Source organism: Pseudoalteromonas sp. GABNS16E, from assembly GCF_028598715.1.
Taxonomy (GTDB): Bacteria; Pseudomonadota; Gammaproteobacteria; order Enterobacterales; family Alteromonadaceae; genus Pseudoalteromonas; species Pseudoalteromonas atlantica.
In genome coordinates, this window is record NZ_JAQREZ010000003.1 from 1 (window position 1) to 20,975 (window position 20,975).

A 20,975-nucleotide genomic window follows, 5' to 3' on the forward strand; every position below is an offset into this window, starting at 1 on the left:
GATGAGCGAAGCGCTAGGATTTCTAGCCAACGTTTAGGGATGGGTGAATTCATAATGACCTCCAATAAAAAGTTGAAGGTATTTTCAAATACAAAAAATGGTGTTGCTAGGTGTGGTTGGCCGGACGCTTACGCTTAACTGATAGCTGATAGCTTTCTCAAATTTCAGACACAAAAAAACCGACTTAATGTCGGCTTATGTATGAAAGTGGTGGGCGCAGGACGTATCTTCTAAGAGTGAACCTCCGACCGCTTGGCTTTAAGCCAACACTTTACTTATTTATACTCTAAGCAGAGTCTATGAAAGTGGTGGGCGCAGGAGGATTCGAACCTCCGACCGCCTGGTTCGTAGCCAGGTACTCTATCCAGCTGAGCTATGCGCCCACATTCATTTTTTCTTATTTATACTCTAAGTGGAGTTTCTGAAACAATAAATATAAGTACACACCGTAAAATATGCGCTTAACTTATATGTTATTTCAGACACAAAAAAACCGACTTTTGTCGGCTTATGTATGAAAGTGGTGGGCGCAGGAGGATTCGAACCTCCGACCGCCTGGTTCGTAGCCAGGTACTCTATCCAGCTGAGCTATGCGCCCACTTTCATTAGTTACTTGTTTATACTCTAAGCAGAGTGTGTAAAAGTGATGAGCGTAGGACGTAACTTCTAAGAGTGAACCTCCGACCGCTTGGCTTTAGCCAACACTTTCTACTTTTTTATACTCTAAGTTAGAGTCTGTAAAAGTGGTGGGCGCAGGAGGATTCGAACCTCCGACCGCCTGGTTCGTAGCCAGGTACTCTATCCAGCTGAGCTATGCGCCCACTTTTACTGTTTGCTTGTTTATACTCTAAGCAGAGTATGTAAAAAGTGCTGGAAGCAGGACGTATCTTGTAAGAATGAACCTCCGACCGATTTGGTTTTAAACCAAACACTTTAACTTATTTATACTCTAAGCAGAGTGTGTAAAGAGTGGTGGGCGCAGGAGGATTCGAACCTCCGACCGCCTGGTTCGTAGCCAGGTACTCTATCCAGCTGAGCTATGCGCCCAATCTTTACTTTACAAGACTGCCATTAAAAGAAATGGTGGAGAAGGAGGGATTCGAACCCTCGATAGAGCTACAAACTCTATACTCCCTTAGCAGGGGAGCTCCTTCGGCCACTCGGACACCTCTCCGTCTTGTGGGGCGTATAATAAAGATTTCAGAAAATATGTCAAACACTTTTATGCCAAAAATGACTATCTGGTTACAGAACGCACATAAGTCAGCTTTAATTGTATAATTGGTTTGAAAAGTAAACGATTTAAATGTTTTTGTCTTGTGGGTTAACGCCCATTAAAGGCACTAAATCATCTTTGAGCTGCGCTAAATATTGCTCTTGGTAACCTAATTGCTGAAACTCAGCAATACAGGCTCGGTAATAAGCTTGTCGCTTTTGCTCTGTGGTGTCAGTTTCTGGCGATTCTTCAACTCGGTTGTCTTTCATATTATATTCTAAGTCCATTTGAGAATTCATATTTAGAGTGCTATTTTAACCCAGCTCAAAATTTTGGCGTATTTTAGCTAAGTTTTTTACATAAATACAACACAATGTTTAAAAAACAGTCATAAAATTACGTTATAGCACTGTTATTAAGGTTATTTAAAACAAGGCTACATTAAATAACCCAATCTGAATTAACTATTAATAAGTACTAATAACTAGCTTTAAAATTTAGTTTAGTACTAATTAATTAAAAAGCGAACAATCTTATCCTCTCTTTCGTCTGTTTTTATAAAGCAATTTACTCTCCAACTTTTTCTGCATTGGCGCTTATTTTTATACTCACACAAAAACGCCGCTAAAATTTAGCGGCGTTTATCACATTTATTTTGTTAAAGCTTAGTCAGCTTGTGGGCGCATATGCGGGAACAAAATAACATCTTTAATGGTTGGTGAATCAGTAAATAACATTACTAAGCGGTCAATACCAATACCTTCACCGGCAGTAGGCGGTAAGCCGTACTCTAGTGCGCGTATGTAGTCTTCATCGTAATGCATTGCTTCATCATCGCCGGCGTCTTTTTCTTCAACTTGGCGAGTAAAGCGCTCTGCTTGATCTTGTGCATCGTTAAGCTCCGAGAAGCCATTTGCAAGCTCACGTCCGCCAACAAAAAACTCAAAGCGGTCGGTAACAAATGGGTTTTCGTCGTTACGGCGCGCAAGTGGCGATACTTCCCACGGGTAGCCTGTAATAAATGTAGGTTGGATAAGCATGTGCTCAGCCGTCTCTTCAAATATTTCACATAAAAACTTACCTGGGCCCCATACACAATTTTCAGGAATTTTAACGTGCACTTGTTTAGCGTACGCTTTTAATTCTTCAAAGTGGTTTTCTGGGTCATTAAATACCGCAGCATCAAACTCAGGGTTATATTTTAAGATAGCATCAGCCATGCTTAGGCGCTCAAACGGTTTGCCAAAGTCGTACTCTACTGAGCCGATAACTTCGCCGTTTTCATCTTTAGTGGTATTAACTACAATTGGGCTACCTAAAACATTTGTTGCAACTGTACGTAGCATGTCTTCGGTAATGTTCATCAGGTCGATGTAATCAGCGTATGCTTGGTAAAATTCAATCATAGTGAATTCTGGGTTGTGACGCGTTGATAACCCTTCGTTACGGAAGTTACGGTTAATTTCAAATACGCGGTCAAAACCACCTACTACTAAACGCTTAAGGTAAAGCTCAGGCGCTATACGTAAGTACATGTCTATATCAAGTGCGTTATGGTGAGTCACAAATGGACGCGCAGACGCACCGCCAGGAATAACCTGTAGCATTGGCGTTTCTACTTCCATAAAGTCGCGCTCTGCTAAAAAGCGACGAATACCTTCAACTACTTGAGAGCGAATGCGGAATGTTTCGCGCGTTGCTTCGTTAGTAATTAAATCAACATAACGTTGGCGGTACTTGGTTTCTTGATCTGATAAACCATGAAACTTCTCTGGTAATGGGCGTAGTGACTTAGTAAGTAGTTCGTACTCGGTCATTTCTACGTATAAATCGCCTTTACCTGATTTATTAAGCGCACCTTTAACACCAATAATATCGCCAATATCTAGTTGGCCATATTTTGCTTTTAAGTCTTTTTGCACATCTTTAGATGCGTAAGCTTGTACACGGCCTTTCATGTCTTGAATGGCCATAAAAGGACCACGCTTAGCTAAAATACGGCCAGCAATTGATACAACGTGCTTAAGCTCTACTAATTCTTCTTTACTCTTATCACCAAACTCAGCCTGTAAATCAGCCGTGTAATGTTCACGACGGAACTGATTAGGATGACCGTTGGCTGGGCAATTTTCGCGAATAGCGTCTAATTTGCCGCGACGCTCAGCGATTAACTTATTTTCGTCTTGGATTTGATCAGTCATTTTTTAGCTCTTTTTTAGCTTGGTGGTTATAGGCCAGATTTTAGGCTGGCTTCAATAAATTTGTCTAGGTTGCCGTCAAGTACCGATTGCGTATTACGGTTTTCAACGCCAGTTCGTAAATCTTTAATACGTGCATCGTCAAGTACGTAAGAACGAATTTGGCTTCCCCAGCCAATATCCGACTTTGCGTCTTCTTGCGATTGCTTTTCAGCATTTTGCTGCTGAAGTTCAAGCTCAAATAATTTTGCTTTTAACTGCTTCATTGCTTGGGCTTTATTTTTGTGCTGCGAACGCTCGTTTTGACACTGAACAACCGTGTTGGTAGGTACGTGAGTAATACGTACTGCCGATTCGGTGGTATTGACGTGCTGACCACCCGCGCCCGATGCACGGTAAACGTCTATACGTAAGTCAGCCGGATTAATATCAATTTCAATATTGTCATCTACTTCTGGGTAAACAAACGCAGAGGCAAACGAGGTATGACGACGACCACTTGAATCAAATGGGCTTTTACGGACTAAACGGTGTACACCTGTTTCTGTGCGCAGCCAACCATATGCGTATTCGCCTACAAAGCGCACTGTTGCACCTTTAATACCGGCTACATCGCCATCGGTTGCTTCTACTAGCTCAACTTTAAAGCCTTTAGCTTCGCCCCAGCGTAAATACATGCGTAATAACATGTTACACCAGTCTTGTGCTTCAGTACCGCCAGAACCCGACTGTAAATCAAGGTAAGCATCGTTTGCATCGTGAGAGCCCGAAAACATACGGCGAAACTCTAAACCCTCAAGCTGTTTATTTAAGCCTTCAAGTTCAGTTTGCGCTTCAACAAACGTGTCTTCGTCTTCTGCTTCTACTGCAAGCTCTAATAAACCTTCTACGTCGTCAGCACCCGCTACCAAGTTGTCGATTGTTTCAACAACCGCTTCTAAGGCTGATTTTTCACGACCAAGTGCTTGTGCGCGCTCAGGTTCATTCCATACGGCTGAATCTTCAAGTTCGGCGTTTACTTCTTCTAGGCGCTCTTGTTTGTGAGCGTAGTCAAAGGTACCCCCGAAGCAGTTCAGTACGTTCGCGAATTTCCTTGATTTGATTAATCACAGGATTCACTTCAAACATGTACATTACTCCAAAATGGCTAGATTATTGCGCGCTAAAATTAGCACTAAACGCAATAAATTATCGTCAAATGATAAAAACGCCCGATTTTAACAAAAAACCGCGCGCTTTATTAGCCTTTTATGCATGCATTGTGCATATTTTTTAATGCACTTTTTCAAGCTCGCGAACAATTAATTGCAGGCTAAACTTGCCTCTAAATTCGTTTATGTCGAGCTGATAAGCCACTTTAACATAACGGGCCTCGGTGTCGGGCCATGCTTTTACATCTATTCCAAATGCAATGGCGTCAACTAAGCGCCCAGATTGATGTTTAAGCACCAGCTTTAAGTGTTTTTCGCCTACTATACGCTGCTGAATAACTTCAAAGGTGTGCTCAAATACCGGCTCAGGAAATTGCTGCCCCCATGGACCTGATTGCTTTAATAGCTGAGCAAAGTCCATTGTAAAGCACTCGTTTGGCAGCTCGCCATCGGTAAATACAATGCAGCGTTTACTTTCTTCGCTTAACTGCGCGCTTACAGCTGCATCAAACGCGTTTTTAAAGTCATTAAAATTTTGCTCATCAATACTTAGCCCTGCCGCCATGGCATGGCCGCCAAATTTATTAATTAAGTGCGGGTCGGCGGTATTTAGCCCTTCGAGTAAATCGCGCATGTGCAGCCCTTCAATAGAGCGGCACGAGCCTTTTATTTCACCGTTTTCGCCACCGGCAAAAATAACGGTTGGACGGTGGTATTTTTCTTTTAAGCGACCCGCCAAAATACCAATCACACCTTGGTGCCAATCTTCTTGGTATAAACAAATGGCATCGGGAATGTTGTCGTTACTAAACGCGAGCCTATCAAGCACTGCTTGCGCCTCGGCTTGCATGCCCTGCTCTATTTCGCGCCGTGCATGGTTTAAGCTATCTAACTCGCTGGCAATACGCCTTGCTTGGTTTATATCGGTACTTAATAAGCACGCTATGCCCAAACTCATGTCATCTAGTCGCCCTGCTGCGTTTAAACGCGGGGCCAACGAAAAACCAAAGTCACTGGCGCTTAAACGCGCAGCATTACGATTAGCCACTTCAATAAGCGCAGTAATACCTGGGCGTGTTTTACCGCTGCGAATACGCGCTAACCCTTGATGTACTAAAGTGCGGTTATTTGCATCAAGCGCGACTACATCGGCCACGGTGCCTAGGGCAACTATATCAAGCAAGTCGGCTAAATTTGGCATAGCATGGCGTTCAAAATAACCTTGCTCTCGTAACGTGCTTCTAAGGGCTATAAGCAAGTAAAAGGCAACGCCGACACCCGCAATTGATTTTGAAGGAAAACGGCAATCATGGCGATTTGGGTTAACAATTGCATCGGCATTAGGGAGCTGCTCCCCTTGCAAGTGGTGATCAGTAACCAGTACTTTAATGCCCACTTTTTTTAGTATGTCTATGCCTGCAATACATGAAATACCGTTATCTACCGTAATGACCAGCTCTGGTTTTATATCAACAATTTGCTCAGCAAGCGCTGGGCTTAAACCATAACCTAAGCTAAATCTATCCGGTACAAGGTAGTCTAAGTTATTAAAGCCAAACATTGCCAAGCCTTGCATTAAGGTGGCTGTACTGGTTGCGCCATCGGCATCGAAGTCGCCAACAATTAAAATGCGGCTTTGCGCATTCAGCGCATCAATTAATAGCTCGGTGGCTTTGTCGATGTCTTTAAACAGTTTAAAATCGATTAGCGTGGCTGCACTATTATTTAGCTCGTGTGCATTTTGCACGTTACGCGTAGCATAAATTTGCTTAATAACAGGGTGCAGATCGCTTGGCAGGTAAGAATCGTCTACATTTTCGCGCGCAATGATCAGTTTTTTCATGCTGGTTTTTAACTTATGGTGTTCATAATAAAAAGACAAAAAAAGGCCATAAAGGCCTTTTTAAACCAATTCACTTAATTAAGTGATCTATTTTGAGGCTGAAAAAACGTGTTGATAGCTAGGCAAAAAATTCGCTATTTAGTTGTTCTCGGCAATTGCTCCTGCATTGCTCTATCTTCTGCATCCATGCAGTCGTAAATAAGCATTTTTTAACGCCTGTAGCAGCATGTTTAGCCCCGCAAAATGATTAAGTATTATCGCGGATTGGTATTAAACAGGTACTCAGATTTTTAATTAACCTGCTTTGTTCGCCTCAAGCGCTGCACTTAATGCGGCGGCTGGCTGGTAGCCAGGGATCATTGTACCGTCTTCTAAAATAATGGCTGGCGTACCGCTAATACCAAAACTTTGGCCTAGCTGGTAATGCTCAGCTACTGGTGCGCTACAACCGGCAACTACTTTAGTGTCTTCGCCTGATTTAGCTTCTGTTAGTGCTTCTTGTTGGTCGCGTGCACACCATACGTTCATTAAATCGGCGTAGCCCGAACCTTGCAGTCCACCACGCGGAAACGCTAAATAACGAACAGTAATGCCTGCATCAAGCAAGTCGTCTAGTTCGCGGTGTAATTTACGACAATAGCCACAACTAATATCGGTAAATACCGTAATTTGGTGTTTTTCGTTAGGCGCTTTATAAACAATCATTGAATCTTGGTATTCTTTAATACCTTCAACACGGACACCATTTAACGCTTGCTCGGTTAAGTTGCTGCGGTTGTTTAAATCAATTAGCGTGCCTTGCATTAAAAACTGGCCGTCTGGGCTGGCGTAAAGTACACCTTTATTTGTAATAAGCTCTTTTAAACCGGCAACGGGGCTTGGGTTTATTTGCTTAACTGTTACACCTAACGTGGCAAATTTAGTAACAATAGGATCATTAGCATCTGGCGTTGTGGCTACGCCATTTGCAAATGCACTAATACTTGTGCACAACATTGCACCTGCTAACATTAATTTTTTCATAATTTTCTCTATCTAATAATACGTACTAAATTGACCGCTAAGCTGATATTAAATTTCATATTACGCGCGCGGATGATGCTCTGAGTGTACCGATTTTAATCGCTCATTGGCAACATGGGTATAAATTTGTGTAGTCGATAAGTCGCTGTGCCCTAACATCATCTGCACCACTCTTAAGTCGGCACCATGATTAAGTAAATGTGTTGCAAAGGCGTGACGCAATGTATGCGGCGATAAATCTGACTCAATAGACGCCAAAATAGCATAGTGTTTAATACGATGCCAAAAGGTTTGTCGGGTCATACCTACACCGCGTTTTGAAGGAAACACAAAATCGGTGGCGTGTTTTATCATTTGCGCACGCCCCCCTTTTAAAAACTGCTCAAGCCAGTACATGGCTTCTTCGCCTAAGGGTACTAAGCGCTCTTTGTTGCCTTTACCTTTTACAAACACAACCGACTGGCGCAAGTTAATTTGCTCCATACGCAGCCCCACCAACTCAGTTACACGTAAACCAGTTGCATAAAGTAGCTCTAGCATGGCTTTATCGCGCAGCCCCATTGGATCTTCAATATTGGGTGCGCTTAATAATGCCTCTACTTCGGCTTCTGAGAGCGTTTTAGGTAACGATTGGCCCGCTTTTGGTTGCGCAATGTTTTCAAGCGGTGAGCTTGCGATACGTTTTTCACGTACAAAATACTGATAAAACCGCTTTAACGCACTTATGCTGCGTGCCGTGCTACGTGGTTTTAACCCTAAATCTACGCGATACGCTAGATAGCTTTCTATATCTAAGCTGGTTACCGTCATTAAGCTTTCGCCTTTTAAAAACTGACAAAACTTATCTAGGTCACTGCGATACGCGCTAAGGGTGTTTTCGCTTACACCTTGCTCTAAGTACAAGCTATCTAAAAAGGTTTCTAAAAAGTCGCTGTTGCTGTTTAGCTCGGTATTTGGTTCAGGTAAATCGTCAGGTAGCGTTGTCACGTTGTGATCTCATGTTGGTAATACCCACGGTAGAAGGTATCAATTAAAAATACCTTACGGTAAACTGCGCCCTATCATAACAGGCAATTACACAGTGATAAATACGATGCAGATTGGTTTATTTTTTGGCTCTACTACATGCTACACAGAGATGGCAGCAGAAAAAATTCGCGACCTTATTGGCGCCGATGTAGTGACCTTACACAATATTAAAGACGAACCACTTAAAAATGCAGAGCAGTACGACTTTATCATCTTTGGTATTTCAACATGGGATTTTGGAGAAATACAAGAAGACTGGGAGTCTAAGTGGGACGACATTAAAGATGTAAACCTAAATGGTAAAACCATTGCTTTATTTGGCATGGGCGACCAACAAGGTTACGGGCAATGGTTTCAAGACGCCCTTGGTATGCTTCACGATGAAATAAATACCCAGACGTTTACGCAACTTGGTTTTTGGCCAAACGATGAAAACTACGAGTTTGAAGCGTCAAAAGCACTTACCCCCGATGGCAAACACTTTGTTGGCCTAGCGCTTGATGAAGACAGCCAATACGAGCTAAGCGATGAGCGCATAGCCAGCTGGGTTGAACAAATAATGACAGAGTATAGCGAAACGCTATAACGAGTTTGGCCTAAACCATGTTTAGGCCAACGCATTACAAATAACTAAGTTTTTTAGCGCTCTTTTTTTCACGTATTTTTGCTTGCCTTTGCAATAACCAATTAGGCGCAAAGGTATTAATAATACATGCCAGTACAATAAGCGCAGAGCCTATTACTTGCGATAAACTTAATGTTGTATCGTAAAAAATTAGCTGAAATAACAACGCAAATAATAAGTTAGAATAAATAAGCGGTGCTAGCTGCGAGTTAGAACTGGCTAATCGGTACGCCTTTCCTCTAAAAAACTGCGTTGCAGCGGTCGAAAACCCAATTAATGCCACCATCAGTAATAAACTGTAATTGCTTATATCGATTGCAAAACCTTGGTAAAAGCGCTCACCTTCGCTGGTAAACATTAATACTGGCACCATAAAAATGGCAGCCAGTGTAAAGCTCCAACCGTTAATAACCATCATCGGAAGGTTAATTTTACTGGCTCTAAACAAGGTGATTTGCGAGCAGGCATTAAAAATACCAGCCCCTAAACCAATTAATAAGCTCCAGCGCCATTGTATGCCGTCGCTATGAATATTTTGAATAATCACACCCGCAAACATCAGCGCCATTGTAGGTAGCAATAACCAATTTAATTTAGTTTTAAAAAACACCCGTTCTATTAGCGGTATAAATAATGGCCCAGTGCTAAATAAAATAACCGCCTCCACCAGCGTTAAAGTATTTAGCGCCACTAAAAAGCAGTTTTGGCACAGCACTATAAAAATTGCGCGAATAGCAAAGGTTCGCCATGCTAATTTATTAGGTAGCTGCCATTTAATACCTGCCGCCAATGCCAGCATAATAATCGCGGGCAAAAACACCCGTAAAAAAACCACTTCGCTGGTGCTAAAGTAATCGGTAAGTAACTTGGCTATAAAGCTATTTAACGCCAAGGTAAATGTAGAGAGCAGCATAAACACACTAGCACGAGAATTTAACGTCACCGCAGTTATCCTTTGAATAAAAAATGAATGTAAAAAGCAAAATTAAAGGCTTAATTTTTTTAATCTATTTATTATTTTTCAAAAAATTGGCATTGGCTTTTATGGCGCTAATTTTACGTGTACTTTATAAATTTAAAAGCGAATAATATTAAACTAACCTGTAAGTAAAACTTAACTGTTAATAAATAACCTATGATCAAATCAGCGCCGTTAAAATCTCTCTATACGTTTATAGCTGTTGCCGAAACTGGCAGCATGGTGCTCGCGGCTGAGCAGCTAAGTATTAGTCACTCGGCGGTAAGTCAGTCTATTAAAGCGTTAGAGTTACAACTTAATACACTGCTTTTTAATCGCATTGGTCGCCGCGTTGAGCTCAACCCTGTGGGTGAGCGCTATTACAAACGCATAGCCCCGGCCATGGCTGAAATTTTAGCAGCCAGCCAAGAGGCAAGTAACACAGCGAATGAGCCAACTTATTTAACACTCAATATGGTTAACTCACTAGCACTGCACTGGTGGATCCCTAGGGTGGCTGATTTTCAGCGAATTTCGCCAAACAGTGACATTCGTATTTCTAACTTGGTGGGAGAATTTGATTTAGAGCGTGAAGGGATTGATGCCGCGATTATTCATGGCCAGCCCGATAAGTGGCAAAAATATCACTGTGAAAAACTAGCCGACGATCAGTTAATTTTAGTCTGTAACCCACAGCTTTTAGTTGGCTTAAATAAAGATGAGTTAACCGCGCAAAATTTGCTGCAGCGTTTTAAAGCAATCTACGTTACCAACCCACGTAGGCAAAACGATTGGCAAACGTGGTGCGAGGCTAATAATTTAGCGCAGCCTAAGCAGCATAATAACTTAACCTTTAATATTTCAGTGCAAGCAACGCAAGCCACGATGCGCCAGCTTGGCGTTTTGGTCACCCACAAACAGTTTGTACGCGACGATATAAAGCACGGCATGCTCACGCAAATTGGCCAAAGCATTGTAAATCCGCATCAGCAGTTTTATTTTGCAACGAGCCACGCCATGCTTAATCACCCACAGGTAAGCGCATTACGAGCGTGGCTAAAACGCGAATTTTTAAAAACAGCAAACGAGTAGTGCTACTCCACACGTTGCCAATATTGGTTACGGTAAAAAAAGCCTATATAGCCACGTACTTCTAATGTTTTACCGTCGTTTTGTGGCGTTAGTTGCACGGTATAAGTTTTACCATTTGTAGGGTCAAGTATTTCACCATCGCCCCACACGCCATCATCTTCTGGTTTTACATCAGTGATTATGGTCATCCCTAAAATAGGCTGATTTTTTAATGCCCCATCACACTCTTTACAAATACCGGTTTGTTTAGCTGGGTCTAAAATAGTCTCAACTTTACCACTGAGCACCTTATCGTTTTGAGTAATACGTACGTACGATTTAGCCTCGTTGGTGTCTTCATCTATGGTTTTCCAAAGCCCAACAGGAGTCATGTTTGCAAGCGCACCTTGGCTTATAAATAAAGCCGCAGCGAGTGTAGTTAGTAACGGAAGTTTGTTTAACTTTTTCATTGTGTTGCCTAAATTAAAAATGGCGAATAAAACGATAATACCAGCTGATTTATAAACGCACCATGACATTAAACTGCTATTTAGGTACATATAAAAGTAAAAAACCAAGTGCGCGTTAACCCACTTGGTTTTTAAATTGGCTGATAGTTTTTTAACGTACGCGTTTTAAAGTACGTATTTAAAAGTCACGTACCTCTACACTTGAGCGGTTAAATTCAAACATATTAATTTTGCCGCGCTGTGCCATATGGTTAGTACTTGTATAGGGGGTATTTGCTTGGCTTATATCGCCTTCCCACTCTTGGCCATTTTTTATAAATGCTTTTAATTCAAACCATCCGTTAACGGCTTTACTGCAATCCATGTCAACATCAAGCATCCAATAGTGTTCGCCCCATATATTAAGGGGTGTAACACCAAAGCCATCTACTGCTACCGATTTTTGGGCGCCATATTCACTTGGCCAAACATTTGCAGTCCAATCCATGGCAGTACCTTGCGCTTCACTGTTTTGGCCTTGTTCAATTCCATACCAATCTAGGTAGTTATCGTTTGCTTTCCAAGGTGTTGTGGTGTTGTTTTTTAGATTGTTATGGCGAATTGGCATAGCACATTCAACATTTGTTGTTTGGCAGTTTCTAGCAAGGTTTGTATTTGCATAGGTGTGATCTATACCACCGCGTACAAACATGTCTTGTCCACTTTGTGTTTGAGCATTAATAAAAATAACGGTTCTTTGCCAGTCGCTATTATTAGGCGCTGTCCCTTGGGTTAATTTAGCATTTTTATGAATTGCTATTGCATCCCATGGCGCTACATTTAAATTAATGGTGCCGTTGCTATTAACTGTTATTACTTCACCGCTACAACTAGTAGCATTACCCAAAAGCTCGCCTTTTAACACATTGCAGTACTGTCCAGGCGCCATATCTGTTTGAATTGTTGCATTAAGTGTTGAGTCTTCTTTATTAATTGCCATATGACCTGAGCTACCACGTCCAAATGCAATCTGGTTATGGGTGTTATCCCACCAATTTGTTACTACCCAGTTATCGGCTGTGTTATTTCTAAAATCGACACCACCCGCAATATAAGACCAACGATGCTCGCACTTCCAGTTACTTGCAAAACATTCTAAATTACCATTATTGTGCACCGGTACACTTGGCCCACCCGCATCTGTATCGCCGTGAAAATCATAACTCGACATTACTTTTGGATACCCATACGGGTATGCCAACATAAATACGTTGGCTAGGTCGTATAAACGGCCATCTTCAAAGGTAATTACATTACCCGCACCACCATGGCCGCGCTGATTGTCGTGGTTATCTACAAATACCACAGCTGATGAACTTGACATAAAGCCCCAGCCTTCACCAAAATTACTTAACCATGCAAGCGAGCCATTTCTAAAGGTATTACCAAGCTGCGTACTGTATTTAAACTCGGTAACTAGCCCTATACTTAAATACTCTGAGGCAGCAACCGCTTCAGTACCTTGATCTATCACCTCATGAAACACCACTGGCGAGCCATTTATTTTTGCCATTAAACTTTGAATATCACTTGCAGCAACATGCTTAGCAGCATCAAACCTAAAACCTTTAACACCCATAGCTTGGAGGTCATTAATATATGCCGCTAATGTATTTTGCACATAATTTGAAGAAGTGTTTAAATCGGCCAACCCTACTAGCTCACAGTTTTGCACGCGATAACGGTTATTACCGTAATCTTCTGGGTTAATAGAGCAACTTTCGTGAAAATCTTGTGGGCTATAAATAGGGTATTGTTTATTACCAAAAGTGTTACCAGCAGTGCCCGTACCACTGCCGGCTGCCATATGGTTTATTAAAGTATCAACATATATATCAACGCCTGCGGCGTTACAGCGATTAACCATATCTATAAATTGCGAACGGTTACCGCCGCGGCTTTGAAGTTGGTAGCTCACAGGTTGATAGCGAGTCCACCATTGGCTACCTGTAATATGCTCGTTAGGCGGAGACACCTGTACAGCAGCGTACCCTTTTGGTCCTAAAAACTGCTCACATTCTTGGGCTACATCTTGCCAATTCCATTCAAATAAATGCACAAATGTTGTAGGTGCAGCCGATACTAAACTTGGTAAGGTTAAACCTAAGCTAAAACCTGCAGTGGTGATCATTTTACTGAGTTTCATAGTGTGTGTTTCCAGTGTTGGGCGAGTTAAACAACACACTCAACGTTATTTACAAGTGGTTAACACTAGTTTGAGAGTTGCTCAAATAAAAACTGAATACGTATGCATAATGGGTAAACTATCCTTTATTACTAGATAATTACCTGCCTTAAAACTTACATCTTCAAGTAAAACGCTTTACATAACGCAATATAATCATCGCTGTAGCGGTTGTTTTCATCTTTTATGCATAGGGAGGTAAGCTCAAGCAAAGTGTTTACTAAGCTAAAGCGCATCAAACTGCGGCTAAATGCTTTACTTGGTGTGGTTTTTACTTGGCAATGCGCGTTTAAATAAAGCCCGTTTTGTTTTGCCAGTTCAATGAATAAGCCCGCCTCTGTGGTGGGTAAAATTACGTTAAAGCACGAATACTCATGACTTAAACGCATATAGGCATGTATTAGTTCGTCAAAACTTAAACCATCGGTATGGCGTGCGGTGTTACGGGCATCGCTTAGCCCTTTTAAACTGCGGTTAAAATAAGGGGGGTTAGAAATCACGACATCAAATGGCGCCGCCTGTTTAAACGCTTGTATAGTAGTGTGCTTTACTGTGATATTTGGCCACGGGCTAGAGGCTATATTTTGCTGCGCTTGCTTGTAAGCAGCTTCATCAATTTCAACAGCGGTTATGCTAAGTGCTGGTTGCCGCTGTTTACACATAAGCGCAAGTAAACCGGTACCTGTGCCTATATCGAGTAATGTGTTGGCGCCTTTTAAATACGCCCATGCGCCAAGTAAAATGCCATCGGTTGAGACCTTCATAGCACAGCTATCGTGCTCAACCTTAAATTGTTTAAACGTAAACCCTGACATTTTTTCACCTTTTCATTCACCAACTGGCGTATAGCGCGTATAATTGCAGATAATTGTCCCTTATTTTAGACACTCTATGCAATTTTCTGAATTTGATCTTGATACTAAACTACTCAACGCCATTGATAAAATGGGCTACGAGACACCAACCAGCATTCAACAACAAGCTATTCCTGAAGCGCTGCAAGGTCGCGATATTTTAGCATCAGCACCTACTGGCACAGGTAAAACGGCGGCATTTTTAATTCCGGCTATTCAATACTTAATGGATTTTCCGCGTCGCGACCCAGGTTTTGCACGTGTGTTAATAATGACCCCAACCCGTGAACTGGCTTATCAAATTCATGAGCAGTGTGAACTGCTTGCTAAAGGCACTCACCTTAAAATTGGTGTAGTAACAGGTGGTATAAACTACGGCACCCATAAAGAAATTTTTGAAAACAATAATGATATTTTAATCGCCACACCAGGGCGTTTAATGGAATATCTTGAAACCGAAAATTTCCATGCTGAGAACGTAGAAATGCTTATTCTTGATGAAGCCGACCGCATGTTAGACATGGGCTTTAGAAAAGAAATGCTGCGCATATGTGACGAAGCTAAAAACCGTCGTCAGTGCTTTTTATTCTCTGCAACGTTAGAAGGCGATAGCGTTGAGTTATTTGCTGAGCGTATTTTAAACGACCCTGCTTTACTTGAAGCTGAATCGTCACGCAAAGAAAAAGCAAAAATTCATCAATGGGTTCACCTTGCTGATGATTACCACCACAAGCTTGAGCTGTTGGTTAATACCCTAAACGGCCCAGATGTAAGTAAAGCCATTGTGTTTGTAAAAACCCGTGAGCGCCTAGAAACGCTAATTGGTGAGCTAACTAACAATGGCGTAAAAGCCGCGTGGCTGCGTGGCGAAATGCCGCAAGATAAGCGCATGAAAGCGATGGAAAATTTCCACAGTGGCAAAACGCGCATATTAATAGCAACCGATGTTGCGGCTCGCGGTATTGATGTTTCTGACATTAGCCACGTAATTAACTTTGATATGCCGCGCACTGCCGATGTCTATGTACACCGTATAGGCCGTACTGGCCGTGCGGGTAAAAAAGGGATCGCTATATCATTAGTTGAAGCGCACGACATTGGCATTTTATACAAGGTTGAGCGATACACAGATCAAAAACTTAAGCGCCGTATAATTAAAGGGCTTGAGCCACAGCATAAAGAAGCTAAGCCACCCGCTAAAAAGCGTAAAGATCCGGTAAAAATGAAAGCTAAGAAAAAAGCCAAAGCTAAAATTAAAAAGAAATAGCACACCATAAATAAACAAGCCGGCAGTTGCCGGCTTTTTTGTACCCGTTACAAATGTAACCCAAGCATGTAACTCATTCCCATTAAAATGTAATTATTGCCCACCTGAATTCCCACTTAATAAAATAACCTTATATTTCAACAAATTAAAACTGGCATCGAAATTGTAACTGAGAAAGTAACTCAGCTAAGAATAGCTGCACGATTAACCGTAATGTAAGGATGAAGTTATGAACCGCTTTAAGTTAACTATCGCTTTAGTATCATTTTGTTGTTTATTTTTATTAGCTTGCGCTACAAAAGTAAGTGCAGCAACTAACTTAGCCGTAGTAAGCAGTGTGGCTACTCAACCTAACTTACAACAAACAATCACCAATACGTTACGCACTAACCCAAACTTAGCATTAAGCGATATTCGCGTGCAGGTTGAAGACGGTGAAGTTGACCTATACGGTGAAGCGCAAACAGGTTTTCAGCGTGCACTTGCGCAAAAGTTTTTAGAAAATATGGATGGCGTTAAAATTATCCGTAATAAAATTAGTGTTATCTAATACCGCATTACAATTTTTGTTTATATAACTTATTCCTCTGCATGGCTTGTTTCTCCAACACAAGCCGCGCTTTTTTATGCTTAACAGCACACTTTAGTATCTAAACTTCTAGCTTTAGCTCCCCTATTAAAAATAGAGCAAACACTTAGCCGCCTTTTCCCACTCTTTTAAATTAGTGACTTACTACAGCTTTGATAAAAGAATGCTATAACAAGGCTGTAAAGTTCATCTAATCAGCGCATTTTTAATACCGTTGGCAATCTACAAGTGTTTGCTAATCAACCACACCATGGATAACAGTTAATAATATATGGCTTAACGCATGCAAATACCCCATCACTTACACAAGGAAGCTAATACATGAAACGGTTTATTTACTACTGCTAATCCCTCTTATTGGCCATGCAGAGGAAGCTACTTTTGGCTTTGCTGCAGATGTGTCTGTATCCGGCTTTTTTAGCCCATAAATTAGTGAAATAGATATTATAAAAGTCTATGCAGATTCTGTTGCTGATCTGGCAGGATTAAAAGTAGGCGACAAGGTAATAGAGCTAGATAGCTGCCCTATTCCAGATTACCCTGCTGAGGTTACAAAAAAATCGATGACAAAAAGCAGTGGTGAAACGCTTTTACTACTAATCAAAAATTCGATGGCAGCGAAAAGCAAATAAGTATTAACTTAAAATAAATTGATTAAAAGTATAGTTAAATTTAACCCGACTTAGCGCTTTGAAATTACTAGCAGCGCACTTTTTATGTAAAAATGCGCTGCTAGTGGGTAACTATTACTGGGCTAGTTTAAACCTGTATTAGTCGCTCATTCGCTTTGATTTGAACCCGTATTACTCCCGCCTTGTTGTTTGGGTGACTGTTGGTTTATTTTATCGCTTATCATGGCATCGAGCTTTTCACCGCCTTTAATGCCAAAATCTAACGTACGTATTGGGAATGGAATACTAATATCTGCAGCATCAAGTGCTTGTTTAACAGCGACTACGCCTTTATGGCGTACTGTCATAAAGTCTGGCTCGCCTGGGTATTTTATCCAAAACCACACCAGTAAATTAATACTACTGTCGCCAAAACCTTCTGCGTACACAGCGGTTTCATCTTTACGTATTACAAAGTCAAACTCGTTAATTTTATCAACGATAACTTCTTTGGCTTTTTCAATGTCGTCGCCGTATGAAATACCCACCGGTACCTCTATGCGCCTAACGCCTAAAGTGGTGTAATTTTTTAACACATTTCTAAATAATACCTTGTTAGGTACCAGTATTAACTGCCCGTAAAAGCTCTCTATTAGCGTGTTACGCAGGTTTATAGAATGTACAGAGCCAAATACGTCGTCGGTTTCAATTACATCACCCGCTTTAAATGGCTTGCGTATTCCCATAGCAATACCGGCAATTAAGTTCTCGGTCATGTCTTGAAAAGCAAAGCCAATGGCTAAACCCACAATACCCGCACCCGCTAGTAACGATGTGACTGTGCCTTTTAACCCCATAAAATCTAAAGCGATAAATAGGCCCACACATAACACAATAACCTTAAAAATAGACGCCATTAAATCAGCAATTTGCTTAGAGTCGAGTGAGCGCCTTAATAGGTTTTTCATTAGCTGGCCGGCAAAGCGCGCTATTATTGAAAATACAATGGCTATTACCACTGCCACAATAAAGTTTGGGATGTGGCTTATTACTACATCAAACCACCCTCCGAGTTTTTCTTCGATGAGTTTTTCGGCTTCGGCTACTGAAGGTATGCTGATCATATTTTTACACCTATCTATTTTTTATCTCATTAATAGTAGGTGAAGTTAGCAAGTTTAGCGCCAGCATAAAAAAAGCCATGCAATGCATGGCTTTTTAACTCATTGTTTGCTGAGTATAAACGCTTAGTTTTGCTCGTCGCGCATAAATACTGGCTCAAGCTCTTTTGCTGTTGCTTCAGGGCTAAAGTAATAACCCGCCACAGTAAACTCTTTTAATTGGCTAAGCTGTGTTACCTGGTTTTCTATAATGTAACGGGCCATCATGCCGCGCGCTTTTTTAGCGTAAAAGCTAATTACCTTATATTGACCATTTTTGCAGTCTTTAAAATGCGGGGTAATAATTTGCGCATTGAGTGCTTTTTTATCTACTGCTTTAAAGTACTCGTTTGAAGCAAGATTAACGAGGTATTGTGCGTCTTGCGCTTTTAATTCCTCATTTAATTTATTAGCAATAATGCTACCCCAAAATTCATACAAATTTTTCCCGCGAGGGTTATCAAGCTTAGTGCCCATTTCTAGGCGGTAAGCTTGCATTAAATCAAGCGGCTTTAATAAGCCGTATAAACCCGAAAGTATCCGTAAATGGCTTTGCGCATAATCGAGGTTAGCGGCAGTGAGTGTTGCAGCATCTAAACCACCGTACACATCGCCGTTAAAGGCTAGTACCGCTTGTTTAGCATTACTTTGCGTAAATGGTTGCGACCATTCGCTAAAGCGCGCAGCGTTAAGCCCTGCAAGCTTATCGCTAATTTTCATTAGGCTGCCAATTTGCGCTGGAGTTAGTTCACGGCATACTTTCATGAGCTCTTCGCTGTGCTCTAGTAATTCAGGTTGAGTGAACTTATCTGTTGCGGGTGGCGTTTCGTAATCAAGATTTTTTGCGGGTGAAATAACAGTGATCATAGTTAGCTATTGACTTGTAATTTATTTAATGTCAATTTCAACATTAAATGAGACGAAAAGCACGTTTTGTTTATAAAATACCATTGAAAATTAATCGCAATGGCCTAAATCCTACCTTAATAAATCATGCATCGTCGTTTTTCTATTGATAAGGACATAAGACCTATCAAGCATTGTCACACTGTTGCAGTATTGAATACTTATATTAAGGTAGTTTAGATTTTCTTTTAACTTGCTTGGAATGAGGAAGGCAAATGACTAGCGCTCTACAAAGGCTAAAACAACATTCATCTATCGTAGCCGACACTGGCGATATTGAAGCGATCAAAAAGCATCAACCAGAAGATGCAACCACAAACCCGTCGCTTTTATTAAAAGCGAGCGAGATTGAAGCTTACAAGCCTTATTTAGATAAAGCTTGGAGCTATGCAAAAGAAACAGAGCAAGATGCAGCTAAACAGCTTGAACTTGCATGTGACTACTTTGCCGTATTACTTGGTAAAGAAATTAGCGAAATTGTACCTGGTTATATTTCTACTGAAGTAGATGCTCGTTTATCATTCGACACCCAAGCAACTATTGATAAAGCACATACCCTGCTTAGCCTTTATGAAAAAGAAGGTGTAAGCAAAGACAAAATTTTAATCAAAGTTGCGTCTACATGGGAAGGCATTAAAGCGGCCGAACAGCTAGAAAAAGAAGGGACTAAATGTAACCTGACTTTATTATTTAGCGATGCGCAAGCGCGTGCATGTGCTGATGCAAACGTATTTTTAATCTCACCATTTGTTGGCCGTATTTTAGATTGGCACGTAGCAAATGGTATGGAAAAACCAACCGATCCGTTACAAGATCCAGGTGTTCAATCTGTACGTAGCATTTTTGAGTTTTATAAACGCCATGATTACAAAACCGTTGTTATGGGCGCAAGCTTCCGTAACACTGGCGAAATTATTGCGCTTACAGGTTGTGACAAGCTAACAATTAGCCCTAACCTACTAGAAGACTTAGGCAATTTAGAAGGCGCAGAAGAATACTTACTACAAAGTGATATTCCTAAAGAGCCAAAGCCTGCCCCTCTTACTGAGTCACAGTTCCGTTGGTTACATAACCAAGATGCAATGGCAACTGAAAAACTAGCTGAAGGTATCCGCTCATTCGCAGATGCACAAGAGCAGCTAGAAGCACGTTTTAAAGCAATGTAATACGCGCTAATTATGTATTAAACGCCGCACCTGCGGCGTTTTTTATGCCCTTAATATAATCCGCACTGCTTTATACTAACCTGGCACAGCATGTACCATTGCCTACACAGCTAAATAACTAACTTTTAATATTTTTTCTATCTAAAAATAACGCGCTCAATAAAGCTAGTTAGTATTAAACTTCATCAACGCATCACATACCTGTAACAAATTCGTCACTTTTTTATTCTATTTTAGCTAGGCCTGTGGTATAGGTATTCTCGAGGTTCACTAAAATCAATAGGAGATAGTCATGGATAGCCTAAACGATATATTAGAGATATTAGAAGGTCCTGATACAACAAGAAAAACCTCTCAAAAGAATAAAAAAAGAAAGTGGCGCGAGATTGAGGCCATAAAAGACAAACAACGGTTACGTAAAGAACTACAGGAGTTAGACTTTTTTACAGACAGCATTGAAATTGATGAGCTAGATTTTTAATTTCAAACTAATTGCGCTCAATTAAGCAATTTATTTTGCGGCAGGAAAACCGTATCGATAGTAAAGCTAACGCCAGGTTTTCCCCCTTCAAAATAATTGATAATTATTGCGCATGGGCATTAAACAAAATAAC

General features: G+C 41.1%; 19 protein-coding genes and 5 tRNA genes. 7 read left to right on the top strand and 17 right to left on the bottom strand.

Translation table 11 applies throughout. From position 1 onward, the window contains the following. Nucleotides 1–306: 306 nt before the first annotated feature. The 11 genes from PSI06_RS01955 to xerD form a co-directional block, all read right to left on the bottom strand. Nucleotides 307–383 (bottom strand) — tRNA-Arg (locus PSI06_RS01955). Nucleotides 384–521: 138 nt separating this feature from the next. After that, nucleotides 522–598, bottom strand: a tRNA-Arg gene (locus tag PSI06_RS01960). Between the two features lie 146 nt (nt 599–744). Further along, nucleotides 745–821, bottom strand: a tRNA-Arg gene (locus tag PSI06_RS01965). 149 nt (nt 822–970) lie between these two features. Next, nucleotides 971–1,047 (bottom strand) — tRNA-Arg (locus PSI06_RS01970). A gap of 34 nt (nt 1,048–1,081) precedes the next feature. Next, nucleotides 1,082–1,174, bottom strand: a tRNA-Ser gene (locus tag PSI06_RS01975). Between the two features lie 128 nt (nt 1,175–1,302). Continuing rightward, nucleotides 1,303–1,485: a hypothetical protein gene (locus tag PSI06_RS01980; RefSeq protein WP_024031585.1), complete on the bottom strand. Its 183-nt coding sequence runs from the start codon at nt 1,483–1,485 to the stop codon at nt 1,303–1,305. Between the two features lie 396 nt (nt 1,486–1,881). Then, nucleotides 1,882–3,417 (bottom strand): lysine--tRNA ligase, encoded by a 1,536-nt coding sequence (gene lysS, locus PSI06_RS01985; protein WP_273602692.1) that lies wholly within the window; start codon nt 3,415–3,417, stop codon nt 1,882–1,884. Between the two features lie 26 nt (nt 3,418–3,443). Continuing rightward, nucleotides 3,444–4,542, bottom strand: a protein-coding gene (gene prfB, locus PSI06_RS01990) for a peptide chain release factor 2 (RefSeq protein ID WP_096041210.1) whose coding sequence is annotated in 2 segments (ribosomal slippage) — nt 3,444–4,466 and nt 4,468–4,542 — 1,098 coding nt in all. Because the reading frame shifts where the segments join, the coding sequence is not laid out codon by codon here. A 144-nt stretch (nt 4,543–4,686) separates the two neighbouring features. Further along, nucleotides 4,687–6,408: a single-stranded-DNA-specific exonuclease RecJ gene (gene recJ, locus PSI06_RS01995; RefSeq protein WP_273602693.1), complete on the bottom strand. Its 1,722-nt coding sequence runs from the start codon at nt 6,406–6,408 to the stop codon at nt 4,687–4,689. A 294-nt stretch (nt 6,409–6,702) separates the two neighbouring features. Further along, on the bottom strand, nt 6,703–7,431 hold the full coding sequence (dsbC, locus tag PSI06_RS02000; RefSeq protein ID WP_004588004.1) for a bifunctional protein-disulfide isomerase/oxidoreductase DsbC: 729 nt from the start codon (nt 7,429–7,431) through the stop codon (nt 6,703–6,705). Nucleotides 7,432–7,491: 60 nt separating this feature from the next. Beyond that, nucleotides 7,492–8,418: a site-specific tyrosine recombinase XerD gene (gene xerD, locus PSI06_RS02005; RefSeq protein WP_004588003.1), complete on the bottom strand. Its 927-nt coding sequence runs from the start codon at nt 8,416–8,418 to the stop codon at nt 7,492–7,494. A gap of 106 nt (nt 8,419–8,524) precedes the next feature. Between xerD and fldB the strand changes: the two genes are divergently transcribed. Then, on the top strand, nt 8,525–9,046 hold the full coding sequence (gene fldB / locus PSI06_RS02010; protein ID WP_096041208.1) for a flavodoxin FldB: 522 nt from the start codon (nt 8,525–8,527) through the stop codon (nt 9,044–9,046). A gap of 34 nt (nt 9,047–9,080) precedes the next feature. On the opposite strand, the gene PSI06_RS02015 is transcribed toward fldB, so the two are convergent. Next, the gene (locus PSI06_RS02015; RefSeq protein WP_273602694.1) at nt 9,081–10,028 is read right to left on the bottom strand and encodes a DMT family transporter; all 948 of its coding nucleotides are present in this window, start codon (nt 10,026–10,028) and stop codon (nt 9,081–9,083) included. Between the two features lie 192 nt (nt 10,029–10,220). Here PSI06_RS02015 and PSI06_RS02020 point away from each other — a divergent pair, with 192 nt between their 5' ends. Beyond that, complete coding sequence (locus tag PSI06_RS02020) at nt 10,221–11,135, top strand: LysR substrate-binding domain-containing protein (RefSeq protein ID WP_273602695.1); 915 nt, start codon at nt 10,221–10,223, stop codon at nt 11,133–11,135. Nucleotides 11,136–11,137: 2 nt separating this feature from the next. On the opposite strand, the gene PSI06_RS02025 is transcribed toward PSI06_RS02020, so the two are convergent. From PSI06_RS02025 to PSI06_RS02035, 3 genes are all read right to left on the bottom strand, one after another. Next, entirely contained in the window at nt 11,138–11,584 is a 447-nt protein-coding gene (locus PSI06_RS02025) for a DUF2147 domain-containing protein (protein ID WP_055254841.1), read from the bottom strand. A gap of 178 nt (nt 11,585–11,762) precedes the next feature. After that, nucleotides 11,763–13,769, bottom strand: a complete 2,007-nt coding sequence (locus PSI06_RS02030; RefSeq protein WP_273602696.1) for an alpha-amylase — start codon at nt 13,767–13,769, stop codon at nt 11,763–11,765. A 155-nt stretch (nt 13,770–13,924) separates the two neighbouring features. After that, nucleotides 13,925–14,623 (bottom strand): tRNA1(Val) (adenine(37)-N6)-methyltransferase, encoded by a 699-nt coding sequence (locus tag PSI06_RS02035; RefSeq protein ID WP_029774208.1) that lies wholly within the window; start codon nt 14,621–14,623, stop codon nt 13,925–13,927. 76 nt (nt 14,624–14,699) lie between these two features. Here PSI06_RS02035 and srmB point away from each other — a divergent pair, with 76 nt between their 5' ends. The 3 genes from srmB (at nt 14,700) to PSI06_RS21630 (ending at nt 17,150) form a co-directional block, all read left to right on the top strand. Further along, a complete protein-coding gene (gene srmB / locus PSI06_RS02040) occupies nt 14,700–15,929 on the top strand; it encodes an ATP-dependent RNA helicase SrmB (RefSeq protein ID WP_273602697.1) in 1,230 nt (409 codons plus the stop codon). A 229-nt stretch (nt 15,930–16,158) separates the two neighbouring features. Next, on the top strand, nt 16,159–16,479 hold the full coding sequence (locus PSI06_RS02045) for a BON domain-containing protein (protein WP_004587996.1): 321 nt from the start codon (nt 16,159–16,161) through the stop codon (nt 16,477–16,479). Nucleotides 16,480–16,964: 485 nt separating this feature from the next. Then, nucleotides 16,965–17,150 (top strand): hypothetical protein, encoded by a 186-nt coding sequence (locus tag PSI06_RS21630; protein ID WP_443197786.1) that lies wholly within the window; start codon nt 16,965–16,967, stop codon nt 17,148–17,150. A gap of 146 nt (nt 17,151–17,296) precedes the next feature. Here the strand turns inward: PSI06_RS21630 and PSI06_RS02050 are convergent, their stop codons facing one another. Together PSI06_RS02050 and yaaA are read right to left on the bottom strand one after the other, a co-directional pair. Beyond that, a complete protein-coding gene (locus tag PSI06_RS02050) occupies nt 17,297–18,253 on the bottom strand; it encodes a mechanosensitive ion channel family protein (RefSeq protein WP_029774207.1) in 957 nt (318 codons plus the stop codon). 123 nt (nt 18,254–18,376) lie between these two features. Then, on the bottom strand, nt 18,377–19,156 hold the full coding sequence (gene yaaA, locus PSI06_RS02055) for a peroxide stress protein YaaA (RefSeq protein ID WP_024031572.1): 780 nt from the start codon (nt 19,154–19,156) through the stop codon (nt 18,377–18,379). Nucleotides 19,157–19,410: 254 nt separating this feature from the next. Here yaaA and tal point away from each other — a divergent pair, with 254 nt between their 5' ends. Both tal and PSI06_RS02065 read left to right on the top strand, forming a co-directional pair. Further along, on the top strand, nt 19,411–20,361 hold the full coding sequence (gene tal, locus PSI06_RS02060; RefSeq protein WP_004587993.1) for a transaldolase: 951 nt from the start codon (nt 19,411–19,413) through the stop codon (nt 20,359–20,361). 292 nt (nt 20,362–20,653) lie between these two features. After that, nucleotides 20,654–20,842 carry a DUF3545 family protein gene (locus PSI06_RS02065; RefSeq protein WP_004587992.1) on the top strand — a complete coding sequence of 63 codons (189 nt, stop codon included), beginning with the start codon at nt 20,654–20,656 and terminating at the stop codon, nt 20,840–20,842. Nucleotides 20,843–20,975 lie beyond the last annotated feature (133 nt).

What these genes read in the sequence shown, in the direction of transcription:
- PSI06_RS01980 (WP_024031585.1), bottom strand. Translation starts at nt 1,485, where the DNA reads ATGAAAGACAACCGAGTTGAAGAATCGCCAGAAACTGACACCACAGAG.
- lysS (WP_273602692.1), bottom strand. Translation starts at nt 3,417, where the DNA reads ATGACTGATCAAATCCAAGACGAAAATAAGTTAATCGCTGAGCGTCGC.
- recJ (WP_273602693.1), bottom strand. Translation starts at nt 6,408, where the DNA reads ATGAAAAAACTGATCATTGCGCGCGAAAATGTAGACGATTCTTACCTG.
- dsbC (WP_004588004.1), bottom strand. Translation starts at nt 7,431, where the DNA reads ATGAAAAAATTAATGTTAGCAGGTGCAATGTTGTGCACAAGTATTAGT.
- fldB (WP_096041208.1), top strand. Translation starts at nt 8,525, where the DNA reads ATGCAGATTGGTTTATTTTTTGGCTCTACTACATGCTACACAGAGATG.
- PSI06_RS02020 (WP_273602695.1), top strand. Translation starts at nt 10,221, where the DNA reads ATGATCAAATCAGCGCCGTTAAAATCTCTCTATACGTTTATAGCTGTT.
- PSI06_RS02025 (WP_055254841.1), bottom strand. Translation starts at nt 11,584, where the DNA reads ATGAAAAAGTTAAACAAACTTCCGTTACTAACTACACTCGCTGCGGCT.
- PSI06_RS02030 (WP_273602696.1), bottom strand. Translation starts at nt 13,769, where the DNA reads ATGAAACTCAGTAAAATGATCACCACTGCAGGTTTTAGCTTAGGTTTA.
- PSI06_RS02035 (WP_029774208.1), bottom strand. Translation starts at nt 14,623, where the DNA reads ATGTCAGGGTTTACGTTTAAACAATTTAAGGTTGAGCACGATAGCTGT.
- srmB (WP_273602697.1), top strand. Translation starts at nt 14,700, where the DNA reads ATGCAATTTTCTGAATTTGATCTTGATACTAAACTACTCAACGCCATT.
- PSI06_RS02045 (WP_004587996.1), top strand. Translation starts at nt 16,159, where the DNA reads ATGAACCGCTTTAAGTTAACTATCGCTTTAGTATCATTTTGTTGTTTA.
- PSI06_RS02050 (WP_029774207.1), bottom strand. Translation starts at nt 18,253, where the DNA reads ATGATCAGCATACCTTCAGTAGCCGAAGCCGAAAAACTCATCGAAGAA.
- yaaA (WP_024031572.1), bottom strand. Translation starts at nt 19,156, where the DNA reads ATGATCACTGTTATTTCACCCGCAAAAAATCTTGATTACGAAACGCCA.
- tal (WP_004587993.1), top strand. Translation starts at nt 19,411, where the DNA reads ATGACTAGCGCTCTACAAAGGCTAAAACAACATTCATCTATCGTAGCC.
- PSI06_RS02065 (WP_004587992.1), top strand. Translation starts at nt 20,654, where the DNA reads ATGGATAGCCTAAACGATATATTAGAGATATTAGAAGGTCCTGATACA.